Annotated in this window: 14 protein-coding genes; 7 read left to right on the plus strand and 7 right to left on the minus strand. The window is 58.5% G+C overall.

Annotation, left to right across the window (positions count from 1 at the left end):
* The first annotated feature begins 342 nt into the window (after nt 1-342).
* From LLY24_RS10240 to LLY24_RS10255, 4 genes are all read left to right on the plus strand, one after another.
* Nucleotides 343-1,545: a quaternary amine ABC transporter ATP-binding protein gene (locus tag LLY24_RS10240; protein WP_259036191.1), complete on the plus strand. Its 1,203-nt coding sequence runs from the start codon at nt 343-345 to the stop codon at nt 1,543-1,545.
* Nucleotides 1,545-2,372: an ABC transporter permease gene (locus LLY24_RS10245; RefSeq protein WP_259036192.1), complete on the plus strand. Its 828-nt coding sequence runs from the start codon at nt 1,545-1,547 to the stop codon at nt 2,370-2,372. The genes LLY24_RS10240 and LLY24_RS10245 overlap by 1 nt, the downstream gene beginning before the upstream one ends.
* 114 nt (nt 2,373-2,486) lie before the next feature.
* A complete protein-coding gene (locus LLY24_RS10250) occupies nt 2,487-3,359 on the plus strand; it encodes a glycine betaine ABC transporter substrate-binding protein (RefSeq protein ID WP_259036193.1) in 873 nt (290 codons plus the stop codon).
* Between the two features lie 229 nt (nt 3,360-3,588).
* Nucleotides 3,589-5,232 (plus strand): BCCT family transporter, encoded by a 1,644-nt coding sequence (locus tag LLY24_RS10255; protein WP_259036194.1) that lies wholly within the window; start codon nt 3,589-3,591, stop codon nt 5,230-5,232.
* Between the two features lie 70 nt (nt 5,233-5,302).
* Here LLY24_RS10255 and LLY24_RS10260 read toward each other — a convergent pair whose 3' ends face one another.
* The 6 genes from LLY24_RS10260 to LLY24_RS10285 form a co-directional block, all read right to left on the minus strand.
* Nucleotides 5,303-6,028, minus strand: coding sequence for a 3'-5' exonuclease (locus tag LLY24_RS10260; protein ID WP_259036195.1), 726 nt, complete (start codon nt 6,026-6,028; stop codon nt 5,303-5,305).
* A gap of 1 nt (nt 6,029) precedes the next feature.
* Nucleotides 6,030-7,940, minus strand: coding sequence for a DUF294 nucleotidyltransferase-like domain-containing protein (locus LLY24_RS10265; protein ID WP_259036196.1), 1,911 nt, complete (start codon nt 7,938-7,940; stop codon nt 6,030-6,032).
* Nucleotides 7,941-8,203: 263 nt separating this feature from the next.
* The gene (locus LLY24_RS10270) at nt 8,204-8,593 is read right to left on the minus strand and encodes a DUF4168 domain-containing protein (protein ID WP_259036197.1); all 390 of its coding nucleotides are present in this window, start codon (nt 8,591-8,593) and stop codon (nt 8,204-8,206) included.
* A 101-nt stretch (nt 8,594-8,694) separates the two neighbouring features.
* A complete protein-coding gene (gene mtgA, locus LLY24_RS10275; protein ID WP_259036198.1) occupies nt 8,695-9,414 on the minus strand; it encodes a monofunctional biosynthetic peptidoglycan transglycosylase in 720 nt (239 codons plus the stop codon).
* Between the two features lie 11 nt (nt 9,415-9,425).
* Nucleotides 9,426-10,280: an S-formylglutathione hydrolase gene (gene fghA, locus LLY24_RS10280; protein WP_259036199.1), complete on the minus strand. Its 855-nt coding sequence runs from the start codon at nt 10,278-10,280 to the stop codon at nt 9,426-9,428.
* 118 nt (nt 10,281-10,398) lie between these two features.
* Nucleotides 10,399-11,508: an S-(hydroxymethyl)glutathione dehydrogenase/class III alcohol dehydrogenase gene (locus tag LLY24_RS10285; RefSeq protein WP_259036200.1), complete on the minus strand. Its 1,110-nt coding sequence runs from the start codon at nt 11,506-11,508 to the stop codon at nt 10,399-10,401.
* A gap of 129 nt (nt 11,509-11,637) precedes the next feature.
* Between LLY24_RS10285 and LLY24_RS10290 the strand changes: the two genes are divergently transcribed.
* Nucleotides 11,638-12,531, plus strand: coding sequence for a LysR family transcriptional regulator (locus LLY24_RS10290; RefSeq protein ID WP_259036201.1), 894 nt, complete (start codon nt 11,638-11,640; stop codon nt 12,529-12,531).
* Here LLY24_RS10290 and LLY24_RS10295 read toward each other — a convergent pair.
* On the minus strand, nt 12,528-13,895 hold the full coding sequence (locus LLY24_RS10295) for an L-serine ammonia-lyase (protein ID WP_259036202.1): 1,368 nt from the start codon (nt 13,893-13,895) through the stop codon (nt 12,528-12,530). The genes LLY24_RS10290 and LLY24_RS10295 overlap by 4 nt on opposite strands.
* A 282-nt stretch (nt 13,896-14,177) precedes the next feature.
* Here LLY24_RS10295 and LLY24_RS10300 point away from each other — a divergent pair, with 282 nt between their 5' ends.
* Both LLY24_RS10300 and LLY24_RS10305 read left to right on the plus strand, forming a co-directional pair.
* Complete coding sequence (locus tag LLY24_RS10300) at nt 14,178-14,831, plus strand: hypothetical protein (protein WP_259036203.1); 654 nt, start codon at nt 14,178-14,180, stop codon at nt 14,829-14,831.
* A gap of 185 nt (nt 14,832-15,016) precedes the next feature.
* On the plus strand, nt 15,017-16,588 hold the full coding sequence (locus LLY24_RS10305; RefSeq protein WP_259036204.1) for an AbgT family transporter: 1,572 nt from the start codon (nt 15,017-15,019) through the stop codon (nt 16,586-16,588).
* The last annotated feature ends 82 nt before the right edge of the window (nt 16,589-16,670 follow it).

Below are 16,670 nucleotides of genomic sequence, written 5' to 3' on the forward strand. Positions count from 1 at the left end.
TTACCTATTACTACCTACTCAATTACCTATTTCTTCGTTGCATCGTAACTGAACGGTTGAACAACCTATTCACGAACTGAGCCAATTTCGCATAAAAGCAAATAAAAAATACAAAAAAACAATAACTTAAATACAAAAAATAAGACGCAACATTAGCTTAGGGTCGCGGTCATAGGCGGGTTAAAAATGACACATGTAGCGTTTGATTTCAGTCAAGTGTGGTGTTGTGACACAGACCTTGGACCTATGTATAATGCGAAATAATACTAATGCCAAAAAATATAGCGTTTTTATTATACAATCACGATTCTCCTTAACCTGTTCTTTGCAAGGGCGATGCCGATGAACGAAACACGTTCGGTCAAGATCAAGGTGCGTGGCCTTAGCAAGGTCTTTGGCAAGCACCCCAAAAGGGCGCTAGAACTGCGCGACCAAGGGCTCAAGCGCCCTGAAATATTGGAAAAAACTGGGCAAACCCTCGGGCTTTCCAATATCTCCTTCGATGTCTATGAAGGCGAACTTCTGGTCATCATGGGGCTTTCTGGCTCGGGTAAGTCGACACTGATTCGCTGTTTGAATCGACTGATCGAGACCACCGAAGGCGACATCGTCATCGATGGCGAAAACATTCCCTCGTTGGGAGAGAAGGCACTGCTTGCCTGCCGCCGACGTCACTTCTCTATGGTGTTCCAGAACTTCGCCCTCTTCCCCCACCGCACTGTGGTGCAGAACACCGAGTTCGGCCTCGAGGTGCGCGGCGTGGAAAAAGCAAAGCGTCGGGAAACCGCGCTTACCGCGCTAAAACAGGTAGGTCTCGCGGGCTGGGAAGACGCCTACCCGCGCCAACTTTCTGGCGGTATGCAGCAGCGCGTGGGCCTCGCGCGGGCGCTGGCCAACGACGCCAGCGTCTTGCTGATGGATGAGGCGTTCTCGGCCCTCGACCCGCTGATCCGTAAGGACATGCAGCAGGAGCTTTTACAGCTGCAGCATAAGATGCAGAAAACCACCGTGTTCATCACCCACGACCTCGACGAAGCACTCAACATCGGTGATCGCATCGTGCTGCTCAAGGATGGCGAAGTGGTGCAGATCGGTACGCCCGAGGAAATCCTCACCCAGCCGGCCAATGATTACGTACGCCGCTTCATCGAAGGCGTCGATAAGGCACGCATTCTTACCGCTGAGAGCGCCATGCGCCCGGTACGCTCGACCGCACGGGCAAGCGATGGCCCGCGTACGGCGCTGCACCGCATGCGTGACCATGCGCTGGATTCGATCTACGTGCTCGACCGCGACCAGCGGCTGCTGGGCCTACTCGAAGCCGAAAGCGCTAGCCAAGCGATCACCGAGGGAGCCGAGCACATCACCGACTACCTCACCCAGGACTTCCGTCAGGTAGGGCCGGAGGAGCCGCTGCATAACTTGTTTGCCATGTTCAGCGAAAAGAGCTTCCCCATTGCCGTGGTCGATGACCAGAAGCGCCTAGTCGGCGTGGTGGTCAAAGGCGCAGTACTCGACGAATTGGCACGAGCAGGAGACGAATAATGGACATCATGCGCATTCCGCTCGGCCACTGGATCGAGAGCGGGCTTCAGTGGCTAACCAGCGAATACTCCGGCGTAACCCGTCAGATCGCAAGTTTCACCCAGGCCAATATCGACCACCTCAACGATGCCCTTCTGTGGCTCCCCGAGTGGGCGCTAATGGCCTTGATGGCGCTTGCCTGCTGGCGGCTTTCGGGTGTTCGACTGGCGATTGGCGCAATGGCTGGGCTCGCGTTGATCTGGAATCTAGGACTCTGGACGCCCATGGTCGAAACGCTAACGCTGGTGGTGATCGCCACCTTGGTTGCCGTGGTCATTGCGCTTCCCGTGGGTATCGCAGCAGCACTCTCCGAGCGACTTTATCGCCTAGTCATGCCGGTGCTCGATTTTATGCAGACCATGCCTGCCTTCGTCTACCTCATCCCGGCGATCCCTTTCTTCGGTATCGGTGCCGTCTCGGCCATCTTCGCGACGGTGATCTTCTCGATGCCGCCCGCCATTCGTTTCACCATTTTGGGCATTCGCCAAGTACCCGGCGACTTGATCGAAGCCGCGGACGCCTATGGCGCCACCCGTACGCAAAAGCTGGTCAAGGTGCAGTTGCCGCTGTCGCTCCCCACGGTAATGGCTGGTATCAACCAAACCATCATGCTGGCACTCTCCATGGTGGTAATCGCCGCCATGATCGGCGCCGAAGGGCTGGGTAGCGAAGTTTGGCGGGCCATTCAGCGTCTGCGCCCGGGCGATGGCTTCGAGGCCGGGATCGCCGTGGTGATTCTTGCCATGCTGCTCGACCGTCTGACCCAGTCGCTGCGCAAATCGCGCTGACGACAGCTGCGTTGACGCAGCGGCTTGCGCCCTTAGTCAACGCCAACCACGCTTAGAGCGCGGCTCATAAAGCAAACGAAAGTTAATTTCCTATTCCAACCAGGGAGCTAGTGAATGAAACGTATCAACTTGACTCAGCATATCCGCCTCGCCTCACTTGGCCTGATTGCCGGCGCAGGCCTTGCCACCGGTAGCCTCGCTCAAGCCCAAGAGCAGGACACCATCAAGCTTGCCTACGTCGAGTGGTCCTCCGAAGTGGCGTCCACCAACGTCGTGGCCGCCGTACTCGAGCAGGCAGGTTACAACGTTGAGCTCACCTCGCTTTCGGCGGCAGCCATGTTCCAGGCCCTGGCCAGCGGCGATGCCGATGCCATCGTCGCGGCTTGGCTGCCCACGACGCACGCCGACTACATGGAGCGCATCGGTGATCAGGTCGAAGACCTCGGCCCCAACCTCGACGGCACCAAACTTGGCCTGGTGGTGCCCGCCTATACTGACGTCGACTCGATCGCCGAGCTCAACGACAACGCCGATCGCTTCAACAACGAGATCATCGGTATCGACCCCGGTGCGGGCCTCATGGCCTTGACCGAAGAGGCCGTGGATACCTATGACCTCGACCTGCGCCTGCGCAGCGGCAGCGATGCCACCATGGTGGCGGCACTGAGTAACGCCATCACCAACGAGGAAGACATCGTCATCACTAGCTGGACACCGCACTGGATGTTTGCGCGTTGGGATCTGAAGTACCTCGAAGATCCGGAAAACGCCTATGGCGGTGCCGAGCAGATCCATACCGTGGTGCGTAACGGCCTGGAAGACGATATGCCCGATGCCTACGCCATTTTAGATGCCTTCGAGTGGACGCCCGACCAAATGGGTGAAGTCATGCTAATGAACCAGGAAGAGGGTAGCGATCCCGCCGAGAACGCCCATAAATGGGTCGAAGAGAACCAGGACGTCGTCGCTCAGTGGCTGGATAACTGATCGATTGATCCAGCGCCGGCCGCGGTGTGCGCCGCGGTCGGCGTTTTGCGTTTTAGCCACTGCGCTAGCCAGCAAAGAGCGATGTGATTGAAACCGACATTATTAAGAACGACGTTATTGGACAGAAAATAACGCCTTGGACAAGGTGATATAACACTTGTTAACGTATAATGTTACCGTGCGTATCATCGTCCCATCGACCACCCCTGCCTAACATGGAGAGTCAGTAGTGGATAACTCTGAACCCAATCGCTCCCCCGAGGAGCCAGCAAGCCCAGAGGGCATTCCCGCTCCTGAAGGCGCGGCCAATCTGATCGATACCGATTACGTCATCGGTCAGGACAACATCACCACCAAAACCATGGGGATCAATCTCGATCTTCACGGTAAGGTCTTCACCATTTCAGCGCTGATCGTCACCCTGTTCGTGATCCTGACCCTGGCGCTTCAGGATACGATCTCGCCGATCTATGACGCTATTTTTGGCTTTCTGACCGGCAACCTCGCTTGGTTTTTCATGTTGGCGGCGAACATCTTCGTCATCCTATGTATTGCCTTGATCTTCTCGCCGTTGGGCAAAGTACGCCTGGGCGGCGCAGAGGCCAAGCCCGACTACACCTATACCGGCTGGTTCTCCATGCTGTTTGCAGCCGGTATGGGCATCGGACTCATGTTCTATGGTGTCAACGAGCCCCTTAGCCACTTCTCTACATCAATGGCGGGCGGCAGCGATGCGCCGCTAATGGGGGCAGCAGGCGATGCGTCGCAATCGGCTTCCCTTGCCATGGCAGCAACGATCTACCACTGGGGCCTGCACCCCTGGGCGATCTATGCCATCGTGGGCTTGTCGCTGGCCCTGTTTGCCTTCAATAAAGGTCTACCGTTGTCCATGCGCTCGGTGTTCTATCCCCTCTTGGGTGAGCGCGTATGGGGCTGGCCCGGGCACGTGATCGACATTCTTGCCGTTTTTGCCTCGCTCTTTGGTTTGGCGACCTCTCTCGGTATAGGGGCCGCACAGGCCTCCGCTGGGCTTTCGTATCTTTTCGGCGCGCCGGAAAGCGATGTCACCATGGTCTTGTTGATCATTGGTATCACCATCGTCGCCATCGCCTCTGTCATGGCCGGCGTCGATAAGGGTGTGCAAGTACTTTCGAAGATCAATATCGCCCTGGCGGCAGCGTTACTCTTCTTTGTCATCGGCGTGGGTCCGACGCTCCTGATCGCGACGGGCTTTTTCGAAAACATGATGAGCTACCTCGTTCATCTACCCGCCTTAGCCAACCCTTTCGGGCGTGAAGACACTGGCTTTACCCATGGCTGGACCGCTTTCTACTGGGCCTGGTGGATCTCCTGGTCACCCTACGTCGGCATGTTCATCGCTCGCGTGTCACGTGGCCGCACCGTGCGTGAGTTTTTGATCTCGGTGCTGATCATTCCGATGCTGGTGTCCATATTGTGGATGACCACCTTCGGTGGCACTGCCATCGACCAAGTCGTTAGCCGAGGCATCGATAGCGTTGTCGAAGCCAATATGGATCTCCAGCTCTACCTGATGCTGCAGCAGTTGCCGCTGTCGCAAATCACAGCCTTTATCGGCATCGTGCTGGTGGTCGTCTTCTTCGTCACGTCGTCCGACTCGGGGTCGCTAGTCATCGACTCGATCACCGCTGGCGGCAAAGTGGATGCGCCCAAGCCTCAGCGCGTGTTCTGGGCCATCATCGAAGGTGCTATCGCCATCGCCCTGCTGCTCGGCGGCGGCTTGACCGCGCTGCAAACCATGGCGGTTTCTACCGGTCTGCCCTTCACCTTCATTCTGCTCGCGGCATGCTACGCCATCGTCAAGGGCCTAATGAGCGAACCCAGAGCCGTGTAGGAGCGTTTGACGCCAAAGGCGTCGAACCACCACGATGCAAGACCAAACGGGCAGCCTCAGGCTGCCCGTTTTACGTCCATAGCGCACTCACCGGCGTTTCCGGCGTATAGCGGCTAGCGACCTGCGCTTGGAAGAGTTCGGCTGTGGCCAGTGCGTCGGTGAGCGCATGGTGACTTTGATAGCTCGGTAGGCCATGGCGCTGGCGGCTGGCATCGAGACGAATCGACACCGGCGGGCGCCCCAGCCAGCGGCGAAAACGCGACCACAGCGACTGTCGGTACAGCCGTGCTTCTAACGACATGGTATCGATCATGGGAAAGAGCGCGCCTTCGCCCCGCCGCGCTTTGATGGCGGCATCCAAAAAGGGCCGCTCGATGTGGCGAAAGTGGACCACCACGATCTTGCCCGCCAGCCGCGCCAATAGTTCGTCGAGAACGGCATCGAGATCCGGTGCGCACTCGACCTCCGAGTGAGTGATGTGATGGTAGGCAATCGAACTCTCAGATAGCGGGCGCGGCGGCTTCACCACCCAGTAGCGCCGCTCGGCGAGGCGGATGCGCTCTAGCGTAAAGGGCACGAGCCCGATGCTGACGATGGCATGACGTCGCTCGTCGAGTCCTGTGGTCTCCATGTCCAACGCCACCATGGGTACCTCGCCAATGGGTGTTTCGGGCGCGGGCAGCGGCACCTGGAAATAGGCGCTAAGCGCAGCGTCTTGGGCCTTTTCGGCACGGGCACGAAAATAGCCGGGCCAATCGGCTTGCTTGGTCTTGGCGCGGGGGCGAAGGCCGTGCATCTCAACGCCCCGAACGGTGCGCGGGCACCGGGTAGCGGAACTTGAGAAACTTCTGCGCGTTGCTTAGCACTTGGAAGGCATCCTTCAGCGTGTGGCGCTCGCTATCCTCCACGTTTTCGGGCTCGATGTTGTTATCCGGGGTGCGCTCTTCTTGCAGGTCGATCATCTGATGGCGCAGCCGCGACATGCAGAGAAACTCGAAGGCGTAGCGCAGCTTGTCGCTCACTCCGGTCGCCAGCAGTTGGGTCTTGCCGATATCATCCAGGCGCTGGAAGGTGTTCTGCGCACTCGATCCACAGGCCATGGCGTGCACCCGCACCAAATCGACCATGGGCGCGGTACCGCGCCGCTTGAGGTTGATCGAATTGTTGTGCTTGCCATCCTTCTCCATCACGAAAGTGCGAAAGAAACCCAAAGGCGGCGTGCGGTTGAGCGCGTTGCGCGCCATAGCGGCCAAAAACAGCGGCGAGTGCGGCGCCTTCTCGGCGATCAAATCCTGCAGCGCTTCGACATAGACCTCTTCACCATAAATGCTATCCAGGTCGAAGAAGATCGAGCTGTGTAGCAGCTTCTTGGGTACGGGGTCATCGATCCAGTCGTTGAAGTAGCCTTTCCACACGTTAAGCGGCTGACGCCACTCACGGTTGGTGGCCATGACGTCGCCCTTGCAGTAGGTGTAACCGCAAGCGTCCAGGCCATCGGAGACGATCTTCGCCAGCTGGTAGAAGTAGTCATCGTGAAGCTCAGGGTCGAAGTCGTCGGAAAGGATCAGGGCGTTGTCCTGGTCGGTGACGATGCTCTGCTCGTTACGCGCCATGGAGCCGTTGACCATGAAGCAGTAAGGCACCGGCGGCGGGCCGAGTTCGGCCTCGGCAAGTTCGATCAAGCGGCGCGTGAAGCTGCGCCCAATGGTAGACAACGCACTGCCGACCATCTGCGAGTTGGCCCCTTCCTGCACCATACGCACGAAGGCGTCGCGCACGTCGGTAAGCAGGCGCGCAAGCCCCTGCGCGCTCGACTGGTTGAAGATATTACTGACCAGGTAGAGCCCGCTTTGCGTTTCGTAGCGAATGATGTCCGAGAGGTGCACCACCCCCACCGGGCGCTGGCGGTAGAGCACCGGTAAGTGGTGAACGTTGTTGCGCAGCATGATCAGCATGGCCTCGTACACCGAGGCATCCGACTGCACCGTAATCAGCTTTTCCGAAATGACGTGGCCTACCGGCGTTTCGGGGCTCAGACCTTCGGCCACCACGCGGGTACGAAAGTCGCTATCGGTGAGGATACCGCACATCTGCCATACCCGCCCTTCGCTATCCTCGAAGCTATAGCGCGGGTTGTCGCTCCCCTCCTTGAGCACCAGCACCGACGAGGCTTGAGCCTCGCTCACTTGCCTCGCTGCCTGCTGTACCGTGGTTTGGATATCGACCATCACCGGGTATCGTGAAAGCAGCTTGCGAATCCGCGTGACCATCATGTCGTTGGACTTCTTCTGCTGCTCGGCCACGCTCTCTAGCCGTGGACGCTCGAGCTCGACGAAGTCAGCGAAGTCGTCGTCCTCTTCGCACAGGCGCTGGAACACGGCGTCGGGGATGAAGTAGATCAGGGTGTCTTCGATCGCCTTGGCGGGAAAACGCACCTTATGGTTACGCAGTAAACTGAAGTGGCCAAAGATGTCGCCCTCGCCCAGACGGTTGTAGAGCTCGCCCTGACGACGATAGACCTCGACCGCACCGCTGCGAATATAGCAAAGCTCATCCAGGGTTTGGTTGAGCAGCAAGATATCGCTGCCCGTCTTGAAGTATTTGACCTCGATCTCGGCGGCGATGGCATCGAGCAGATCGTCCGACAACCCTTCAAAGGGGGGGAACTGGGCCATGTGCTGGCGTATTTCCAACAGCTCGACATCCATGTAAACATCCTCTCAGCGCGTTGGAAGGAAAGCGACGGCACATGCGGACGTCGTTCGGGTACGGCTAGCTGATACGCAAACCGGCTTAACGACGAACTAGCGCTACGCAGTTGTCAGTTTGGCGTGATTGCCGACAAGGGTAAACCCTATCCCAGCTTACGGATCGACGGGGGCGGCGCGCCAAGACTTTTCTTTGTCCCACGAAAAACCCCGGCGCGAAGCCGGGGTTGGGTACTAGCGTTTGAGCGGTATTGAGGCCGAGCTTAAGACTGGCTCGCCATCTCTTGAACGCGCTGCATCATTTCAGGATCCTGCTGGATGGCCTGACCGATGGCGTTGAAGGTATCGACATCTAGACCGCTGTTTTCGACGACTTCGATCATACGATCATTCGCTTCGGTGCGAACTTCCTGCTGGGCGGCTTCATCGTCAGCGGCGTGCAGACGCTCGGTGTACTCTTGGGAGATCACGGCGATCTCTTGAGACGCATCGGCGAACTGCTGAAGCTGCTGATCGGAAAAGTCTTGCGCCGGTGCCTGCTGGGTCGCCATCGGGTCCTGAGCGGGCGCTTGCGCTTCTTGCGCGTTGGCAACGCCTGCCATCAGGCCAGTGGAGAGCAGGGCAGCGGAGAACAAAGCCGTCATACGTTTCATAGAATAAACCTCATTGGCGCGTTATGAATGTGGTGCATGTGACGCGTGGTTTGCGGGCAGGTTCAACTTTTTGTGTAAAAGTTAGTAACACTTTGCAAGTGTCACCGATCGAGCCGCTCCAAATAGCCCACACCGCCGAGATTGCGCATTTGCTGCCGAACCCACTGACTACGCCGCTCTACCTGAGCATCCGGGCGCGACGCACTGCGGGTACGCGGGCTGGGTAAAATCGCTGCCAGCAGGCTCGCTTGGCGCTCGGTCAGGGCACTGCCGGAGGCGCCGAAATAGTGCTCTGCCGCCGCTTCCAGGCCAAATACCCCGGTATCCCACTCGGCTACGTTCAAGTAAACCTCAAGAATCCGCTCCTTGCCCCAGAACGTTTCGATCAGCAGGGTGAACCAGGCCTCCAAGCCTTTGCGAAACCAGCTACGCCCGCTCCACAAAAAGACGTTCTTGGCGGTTTGCTGACTTAAGGTGCTAGCACCGCGCAGCCGCGAGCCATCGCGGCTGGCCTCCCAGGCACGACGCAGCTCGACGACATCGAACCCGCGGTGAATGGGAAAACGCTGATCCTCGGCGGCGATCACCGCCAGCTTGGCGTTGCTTGAGAGCTCGCTCCAGCTACGCCACTCACGCTGAATACGGATCGGTTCGCTATTGACCCAGCTTTGCACCTTGCGCTCGAGCATGACCATGGAGCCAGGCGGCGGCACCACCTTGAACAGCAGCACGAGCAGAACCGAGACCGCCACGAAGACCAGCACGCCACGCCATACGATGCGCCAGAGAAGAGCGGTAGTGCGACGCAGCATGCGATTCATCGGCGGGTTCCTCAACGCTTGAGCAGATGCTCGGCATGATAGCGCAGATGCTCCTCGATGAACGAGGCAATGAAGAAGTAGCTATGGTCGTAGCCCGGCTGACGACGCAGCGTTAGCGGATGATCGTGCTCGGCACATACGGCTTCCAAGCGCTCGGGCATGAGCTGGTCGCTGAGGAATTGATCCGCCTCGCCCTGATCGATGAACAGACGCTGGCGCGAAGCGCCGTTGGCCACTAGCTCGCAGGCGTCGTACTGGCGCCAGCGGGTGACGTCCTCGCCAAGATAAGCGGTAAAGGCCTTCTGCCCCCAAGGGCATGCCATGGGGTTGACGATGGGTGCGAAGGCCGACACCGAACGAAAACGACCAGGATGGCGCAGCGCCATGATCAGCGCGCCGTGGCCGCCCATGGAGTGGCCGCTGATCGATTCTCGCCCGTTGACCGGAAAGTGCTGACGCACCACCGAAGGCAGCTCTTCGATGATGTAGTCGTACATGCGGTAGTGAGTTTTCCAGGGCGCCTCGGTAGCGTTGACGTAAAAGCCAGCACCAGAGCCCAAGTCATAGCTCTCATGCTCGCCGGGAAGGTCGCTGCCGCGCGGGCTGGTATCGGGGCACACGATGGCGATACCCAGCTCTGCCGCAATACGGTGGGCACCGGCTTTCTGCATGAAGTTCTCGTCGGTGCAAGTGAGCCCCGAGAGCCACCACAGCATGGGTACGCGGTCGTTCTCCGCTTGGGGCGGGAGATAGACGGCGAACTCCATGTTGCAGTCCAGCGCCCGTGAATAGTGACGATAACGCTTGTGCCAGCCGTCGAAGCTACGATTGGCCGATACCAGTTCCAAGGTTTCACTCATGCTCATGGCGTGCTCCTTAGGCGCTAGCCTTTAAACGTTGCTGACAAAAAGCGCGGCCTTACGCCGCGCTTTCAGTTTCAGTAGGCTCAATGGACCGTACTCTGTCCTGCTGGCCAAATGATACTCAGTAATGCAATACGGTACGAATGCTCTTGCCTTCGTGCAGCAAATCAAACGCTTCGTTGATCTTCTCGAACGGCATGTCATGGGTGATGAAGTCGTCGATGTTGATCTCGCCGTTCATGTAGCGCTCGACGTAACCCGGCAGTTCGCTGCGCCCTCTGACTCCACCGAAGGCGGAGCCTTTCCAGACGCGCCCGGTCACCAGTTGGAAAGGACGTGTTGAGATCTCTTCACCAGCGCCCGCCACGCCGATGACGATCGACTCGCCCCAGCCCTTATGGCAGCACTCCAGCGCCGAGCGCATGACGTTGACGTTGCCGATACACTCGAAAGAGTAGTCGACGCCGCCGTCGGTCATGTCGACGATGACCTGCTGGATCGGGTCAGTGTACTCCTTGGGATTGACGAAATCGGTCGCACCAAACTGCTTGGCCAGAGTGAACTTGTCGGGGTTGACGTCGATGGCAATGATACGCGCCGCCTTGGCCATTACCGCCCCCTGGATAGCTGCCAAGCCAATTGCGCCGAGACCGAAGATCGCGACTGTCGAACCTGGCTCGACCTTGGCCGTATTGAGGACCGCACCAATGCCGGTGGTAACGCCACAGCCGAGCAGGCAGATCTTGTCCATCGGCGCTTCTTTGGAGACCACCGCCAACGACACTTCGGGCAGTACCGTGTATTCGCTAAAGGTCGACGTGCCCATGTAGTGGTGCAGCATCTTGCCTTCGAGCGAGAAGCGCGAGGTGCCGTCGGGCATTAGCCCCTTCCCCTGAGTGGCGCGTACGCTACCGCAAAGGTTGGTTTTACCCGAGAGGCAGAACTTGCACTTACCGCACTCGGCGGTATAGAGAGGAATCACGTGATCGCCTGGCTTGACGCTGGTGACGCCCTCACCCACTTCCTGGACGATACCCGCTCCTTCGTGTCCTAGTACCGAAGGAAAAAGACCCTCAGGATCAGCCCCCGAGAGCGTGTAGGCATCGGTATGACATACGCTAGTGGCGACCATCTTGACCAGTACTTCGCCCGCTTTGGGGCCTTCAACGTCGATCTCGACGAGGCTAAGTGGCTTGCCTGCCTCCAATGCGATCGCGGCGCGTGATTTCATGACTACCTCCAAAGATGATGTTTACGAGGACTAAATGCCTGGTACGCAGTGTAGGTGAGGCCCGAACTGGTGATAAGTAGGGATATACTCATAAGATTATTGCCGTGTCGCAACAGTGAGGAATTAGCCATGCAGCGCTGGGACCGTATCGAAGCCTTTGTCGAAGTAGTGCGCCTAGGCACCTTTTCGGCGGCCGCACGCCATTTGCAAGTCTCGACCTCCCATGTAAGTCGCTTGGTCAGTCAGCTCGAAAGCCAGCTAGGCGTACAGCTTCTCTACCGCACCACGCGTCAAATCCGTCTTACCGATGCCGGAGAGCTTTACGTGACCCACTGCCGCCACCTTTTCGACGGTTTGCGCGATGCCGAGCAAGCGATCAGCGAGCTTCAGTCCAAGCCCCACGGCACGCTCCGGCTTACCTCGGCCACCACTTTCGGCGAGCGCTTCATTGCCCCACTGGTCAACGAATTTCAGGTCATGCACCCTCAACTCGATGTGCATATGCACTTCACCAATCGCGCTGTCGAATTGATCGAAGAGGGTTACGACATCGCCATTCGCATGGGGGTGCTCAAGGATTCGAGTTTGATCGCTCGGCGGCTATGCGAACGGCGTGAATACATAGTGGGCTCGCGTGACTATTTCCGCCAGACCCCGCCGCCGCATACGCTGACAGAACTGGGTCAACACCGCTGCCTAGTGGGTTCACGCCCATATTGGCTGTTCGAGTCCCACGGCCAGCGCCGCGAAATAAAAGTGGAAAGCTGTTGGCACGGCAATTCGGGCCCGGCCCTGCTGGACGCCGCACGTAAGGGGCTAGGTCTTGCCCAGCTGCCTGACTACTACGTGGCCCCTTACCTTGCCAGCGGCGAGCTGATCGCGGTACTCGAGCCTTTTCAACACCACGATACCGCCGTGTGGGCCGTCTACCCGCGCCACCGCCACCTCTCGCCCAAAATTCGCCAACTGGTCGATTACTTGGTCGAACATATCCACCGTATGCTGTCCGAGGGCGGCATTTAGCACTCGATAGCGTTGACCGCGAGCCCGCCTTTCGAGGTTTCTTTGTACTTGTCCTGCATATCGCGGCCGGTATCGCGCATGGTACGAATCACCTTATCGAGTGAGATGAAGTGCTCGCCATCACCATGTAGCGCCATTCGCGCGGCGTTGATCGCCTTCACCGAGGCGATGGCGTTACGCTCGATGCACGGCACCTGCACAAGGCCCGCTACGGGGTCACAGGTGAGCCCCAAATTGTGCTCCAGGCCGATCTCGGCAGCATTCTCGACTTGGCGGGGGGAGCCACCCAGCACTTCGGCAAGCCCTGCTGCTGCCATGGCGCAGGCCGACCCGACCTCCCCTTGGCAGCCCACCTCGGCGCCGGAGATCGACGCGTTCTTCTTGCATAGAATGCCTATTGCCGCCGCCGCAAGGAGAAAGTCGACTACGTCCGCGTCGCTCGCCTCAGGCTCGAACTTTAGGTAGTAGGCCAGCACAGCAGGGACGATGCCCGCCGCACCATTGGTAGGCGCGGTCACCATACGCCGACCGGCGGCGTTCTCTTCGTTGACAGCCAAGGCGAAGAGATTGACCCAATCCATGGCTGAGAAGCTCGATACGATCAGTTTTTGATCCTTGGCCGGGTGATTGAGCTGCTGATGAAGCTGACGCGCACGGCGGCGCACATTGAGCCCGCCGGGCAGATGCCCCGTGGCCGCCAGGCCGCTATCGATGCAGTCGCGCATGGCATGCCAGATATCAACGAGCTGGCGGCGAACCTCGGCCTCGCTGCGCCAGGCAAGCTCGTTAGCCAGCATCAGCTCGCTGATACGCAGTTCATGGGTTTGGCACAGGTGCAGAAGCTCTTCGGCGGTATCGAAGGGGTAATCGAGGACGGTGGTATCCTCATCAAGCCCTCCCCGGCTTGCCTGCTCTTCGTCGATATAGAAACCGCCGCCCAGCGAGTAGTAGGTGTTGGTAGCCAGCACCGCCTCCTCCTGGTAGGCCGTCAGCACCATGGCATTAGGATGAAAAGGCAGGCAGCTCTCGTCCCACTCGATGTCGCGTTTGGGGTCGAAAGCGATGCGTTGGCTACCGGCTAGGCACAGGGTGCCCTGCGCGATATCGGCCTCTAGGCGCTCACGCGCAGCGTCGGGGTCGAGCGTATCGGGCGCTTCGCCCATTAGCCCCAAGAGCACCGCTTGGTCGGTGGCGTGCCCCACGCCCGTTGCCGCCAGCGAGCCATGCAGGCGCACCACGAGCCGAGTAACCGCAGCGGCGTCGAGCGCCAAGACGAAGTCGCGCGCTGCGCGCATGGGGCCGACGGTATGCGAACTCGACGGCCCGACACCGATACGAAAAAGATCAAATACGCTGATGGCCATGCCTAGCTCCTCGTGCCCGCCCTCATAGGGCGGGCGATCATCCTATCAGTTCCTTGGGTAAGCCCATCGTCATCGACGCCCTTATATAACGTCCGGTTATGACACCCTACCACGAATGCGACTTTATCCATTGGTGAGAGCATGACAAGAGAGGAAAATGAATTCTCGCGTGCAGGCATAAAAAGGTGACGATATAATGAACATTCACACCTGTAGGTATGAAGACACGCCCCGCCGCTAAGGCGGGGCGTTTGCCGTCCCGCTTCCACCCAAGGAATTCCAATGCCTCAACCCCCAGCCTGGCCGATCGACATACGTAGCATCGCGCTTCGGGCAACGCTGTATATACTTTTCATTGGAGCCATCACGCAAGGCACCTACCTTGAGGCAGTCTACATGCCCGAGGTACGCTTCAGTGAATATGGCTTTAGCGAGCCAATGCAAACGCTCATTCTCGCCAGCTGCTCGATCATGCTGCTGTACATTCGCCATGCGTTGAAGGTATTTCCTACGGTGGCGCTGCTGCTCTTTGCTTTTATCACAGCTTCACTGATTCGCGAGCAGGATTATTTCCTCGACACCTTCGTCGCTAGACATACCTGGAAGATATTGGTCGCAATGGTGATCATTCCTTCGCTTGCATGGGTGTGGGTCAAGCGACGGCATTTCCTGCAGGAATTCGTCCACTACAGCAACACCTGCGCCTTTGGCCTGTTCGCTGCGGGCTTTCTGACGACCTATGTCTTCTCACGCCTTTATGGCCGCCAAATCTTCTGGCGTGCCATACTCGAAGATGAGTATGTGCGTGTCTTCAAGGATGCCGCCGAAGAGGTGGTCGAGCTTTTGGGCTATAGCCTGATTTTGTTCGCTACTATCGAGCTTTTGCTACTGGCACGGCGAATTCATCGCGCCCGGCAGCTCGAAGCACACAGCTAAGCTCTGCTTTCTCCCCCCGCCGCTCTTCTCTCTTTCTTTTGCATGCTTGCGCCGCCTTCGGGCGGCGTTTCATTTTTCCAATACCCTCATACGAAAAAGCCATTTGCCACGCTGAGGCGATGACCGTAGTGTCGCGGGTTACCTTCTATTTTTTCTAAAAAAAACCCATTAACGGCACAAATATTATGAATAAACTCCATCAACGAGAAGATCGTCTGAACAGAGGCCTGTTCTCACGCTTTCTCGATAGCGTCGAGTGGCTAGGCAACCTGCTTCCCCACCCTGTCACGCTGTTTGCCATTCTCTGCGTTCTGGTGGTAGTTGCCAGCGGCATCGCCGGGGCGCTGGGAGTATCGGTCGCCGATCCACGCCCGGCCAATGAAGGTGAATGGATCGCGGTCAACTCACTGCTCAACGCCGACGGCCTGCGCCTTCTGATCTCCAACGTGGTGACCAATTTCACCGGCTTTGCACCGCTAGGTACCGTGCTGGTGGCGATGCTCGGCGTGGGCGTGGCCGAACACTCGGGGCTGCTCTCCGCCAGCATGCGCGCGCTGGTACTCAACCGCGCCCCCTGGATCGTTACCTACGCAGTGGTGTTCGCCGGCATCATGTCCAACATGGCTGCCGAGCTTGGCTATGTGGTGCTCATTCCGCTGGCAGCGATGATCTTCCATTCGCTGGGCCGTCATCCGCTCGCAGGCCTTGCGGCGGCGTTCTGTGGGGTTTCAGGTGGCTACAGCGCCAACCTCTTGATCGGCACGGTCGATCCACTGCTATCAGGCATTACTCAGGAAGCCGCGCGGCTACTCGACGACGGCTATACCGTCGGCGCCGAGGCCAACTGGTTCTTCATGATCGCCAGCACCTTCGTGGTGACGCTGATCGGGGGTCTGGTGACCGAGAAGATCGTCGAGCCTAAGCTTGGCCGCTTCGACGCCGACGAGGCCGAAAGCGACATCGAGCAGGAACAGATGGCGACCCTGGCACCCAACGAGAAGCGCGCGCTGAAAGGCACCGGGATTGCTACCTTGGTCATCGTTGCGGTTCTCGCCCTACTGGTCGTGCCCGCCAACGGCATTTTGCGCCATCAAGAGACAGGGCTGATCAGCGGCTCACCCTTCTTGAACGGCATCGTCGTGATCGTTGCTGTCTCCTTCACCCTTCTCGGCTTCGTCTATGGCCGCCTGGCGGGCACCATGCAAGGTGATCGTGACGTGGTCGACGCCATGGCCAAGAGTATGAGCAGTCTTGGTCTCTATATCGTCCTGGTGTTCTTTGCCGCGCAGTTCGTCGCGCTGTTCAACTGGAGCAACTTCGGCACCGTGACCGCCGTGGCAGGCGCCGACCTACTTCAAGCGTTGGGCTTGGGCGGGCCCGGTCTTTTCGTCCTGTTCATTCTCATGTGCGCCTTCATCAACCTCTCCCTGGGCAGCGCATCGGCACAGTGGGCGGTTACCGCACCGATTTTCGTGCCCATGTTGATGCTAATGGGCTACGCGCCCGAAGTGATCCAGGCGGCCTACCGGATCGGTGACTCGGTGACCAACCTAATCACGCCGATGATGAGCTACTTCGGTCTGATCATGGCCGTCGCCGCACGCTATCAAAAGAATCTGGGCATCGGCACTCTGGTAGCCCTGATGCTACCCTATACGCTGATCCTACTGATCGGCTGGAGTTTGCTCTTCTTCCTCTGGGTCTTCGTCCTAGGCCTGCCGGTTGGCCCCGGCTCCGCCACGTACTATTCCATGTAACTCACGGCGTGTAATATGTAAGCACCTGTGAATAGGATACCCACGAAAAAGCCCGCCGTTTTAACGGCGGGCTTTTTTACGA

The organism is Halomonas dongshanensis (genome assembly GCF_024790395.1).
GTDB classification, from domain to species: domain Bacteria; phylum Pseudomonadota; class Gammaproteobacteria; order Pseudomonadales; family Halomonadaceae; genus Vreelandella; species Vreelandella dongshanensis.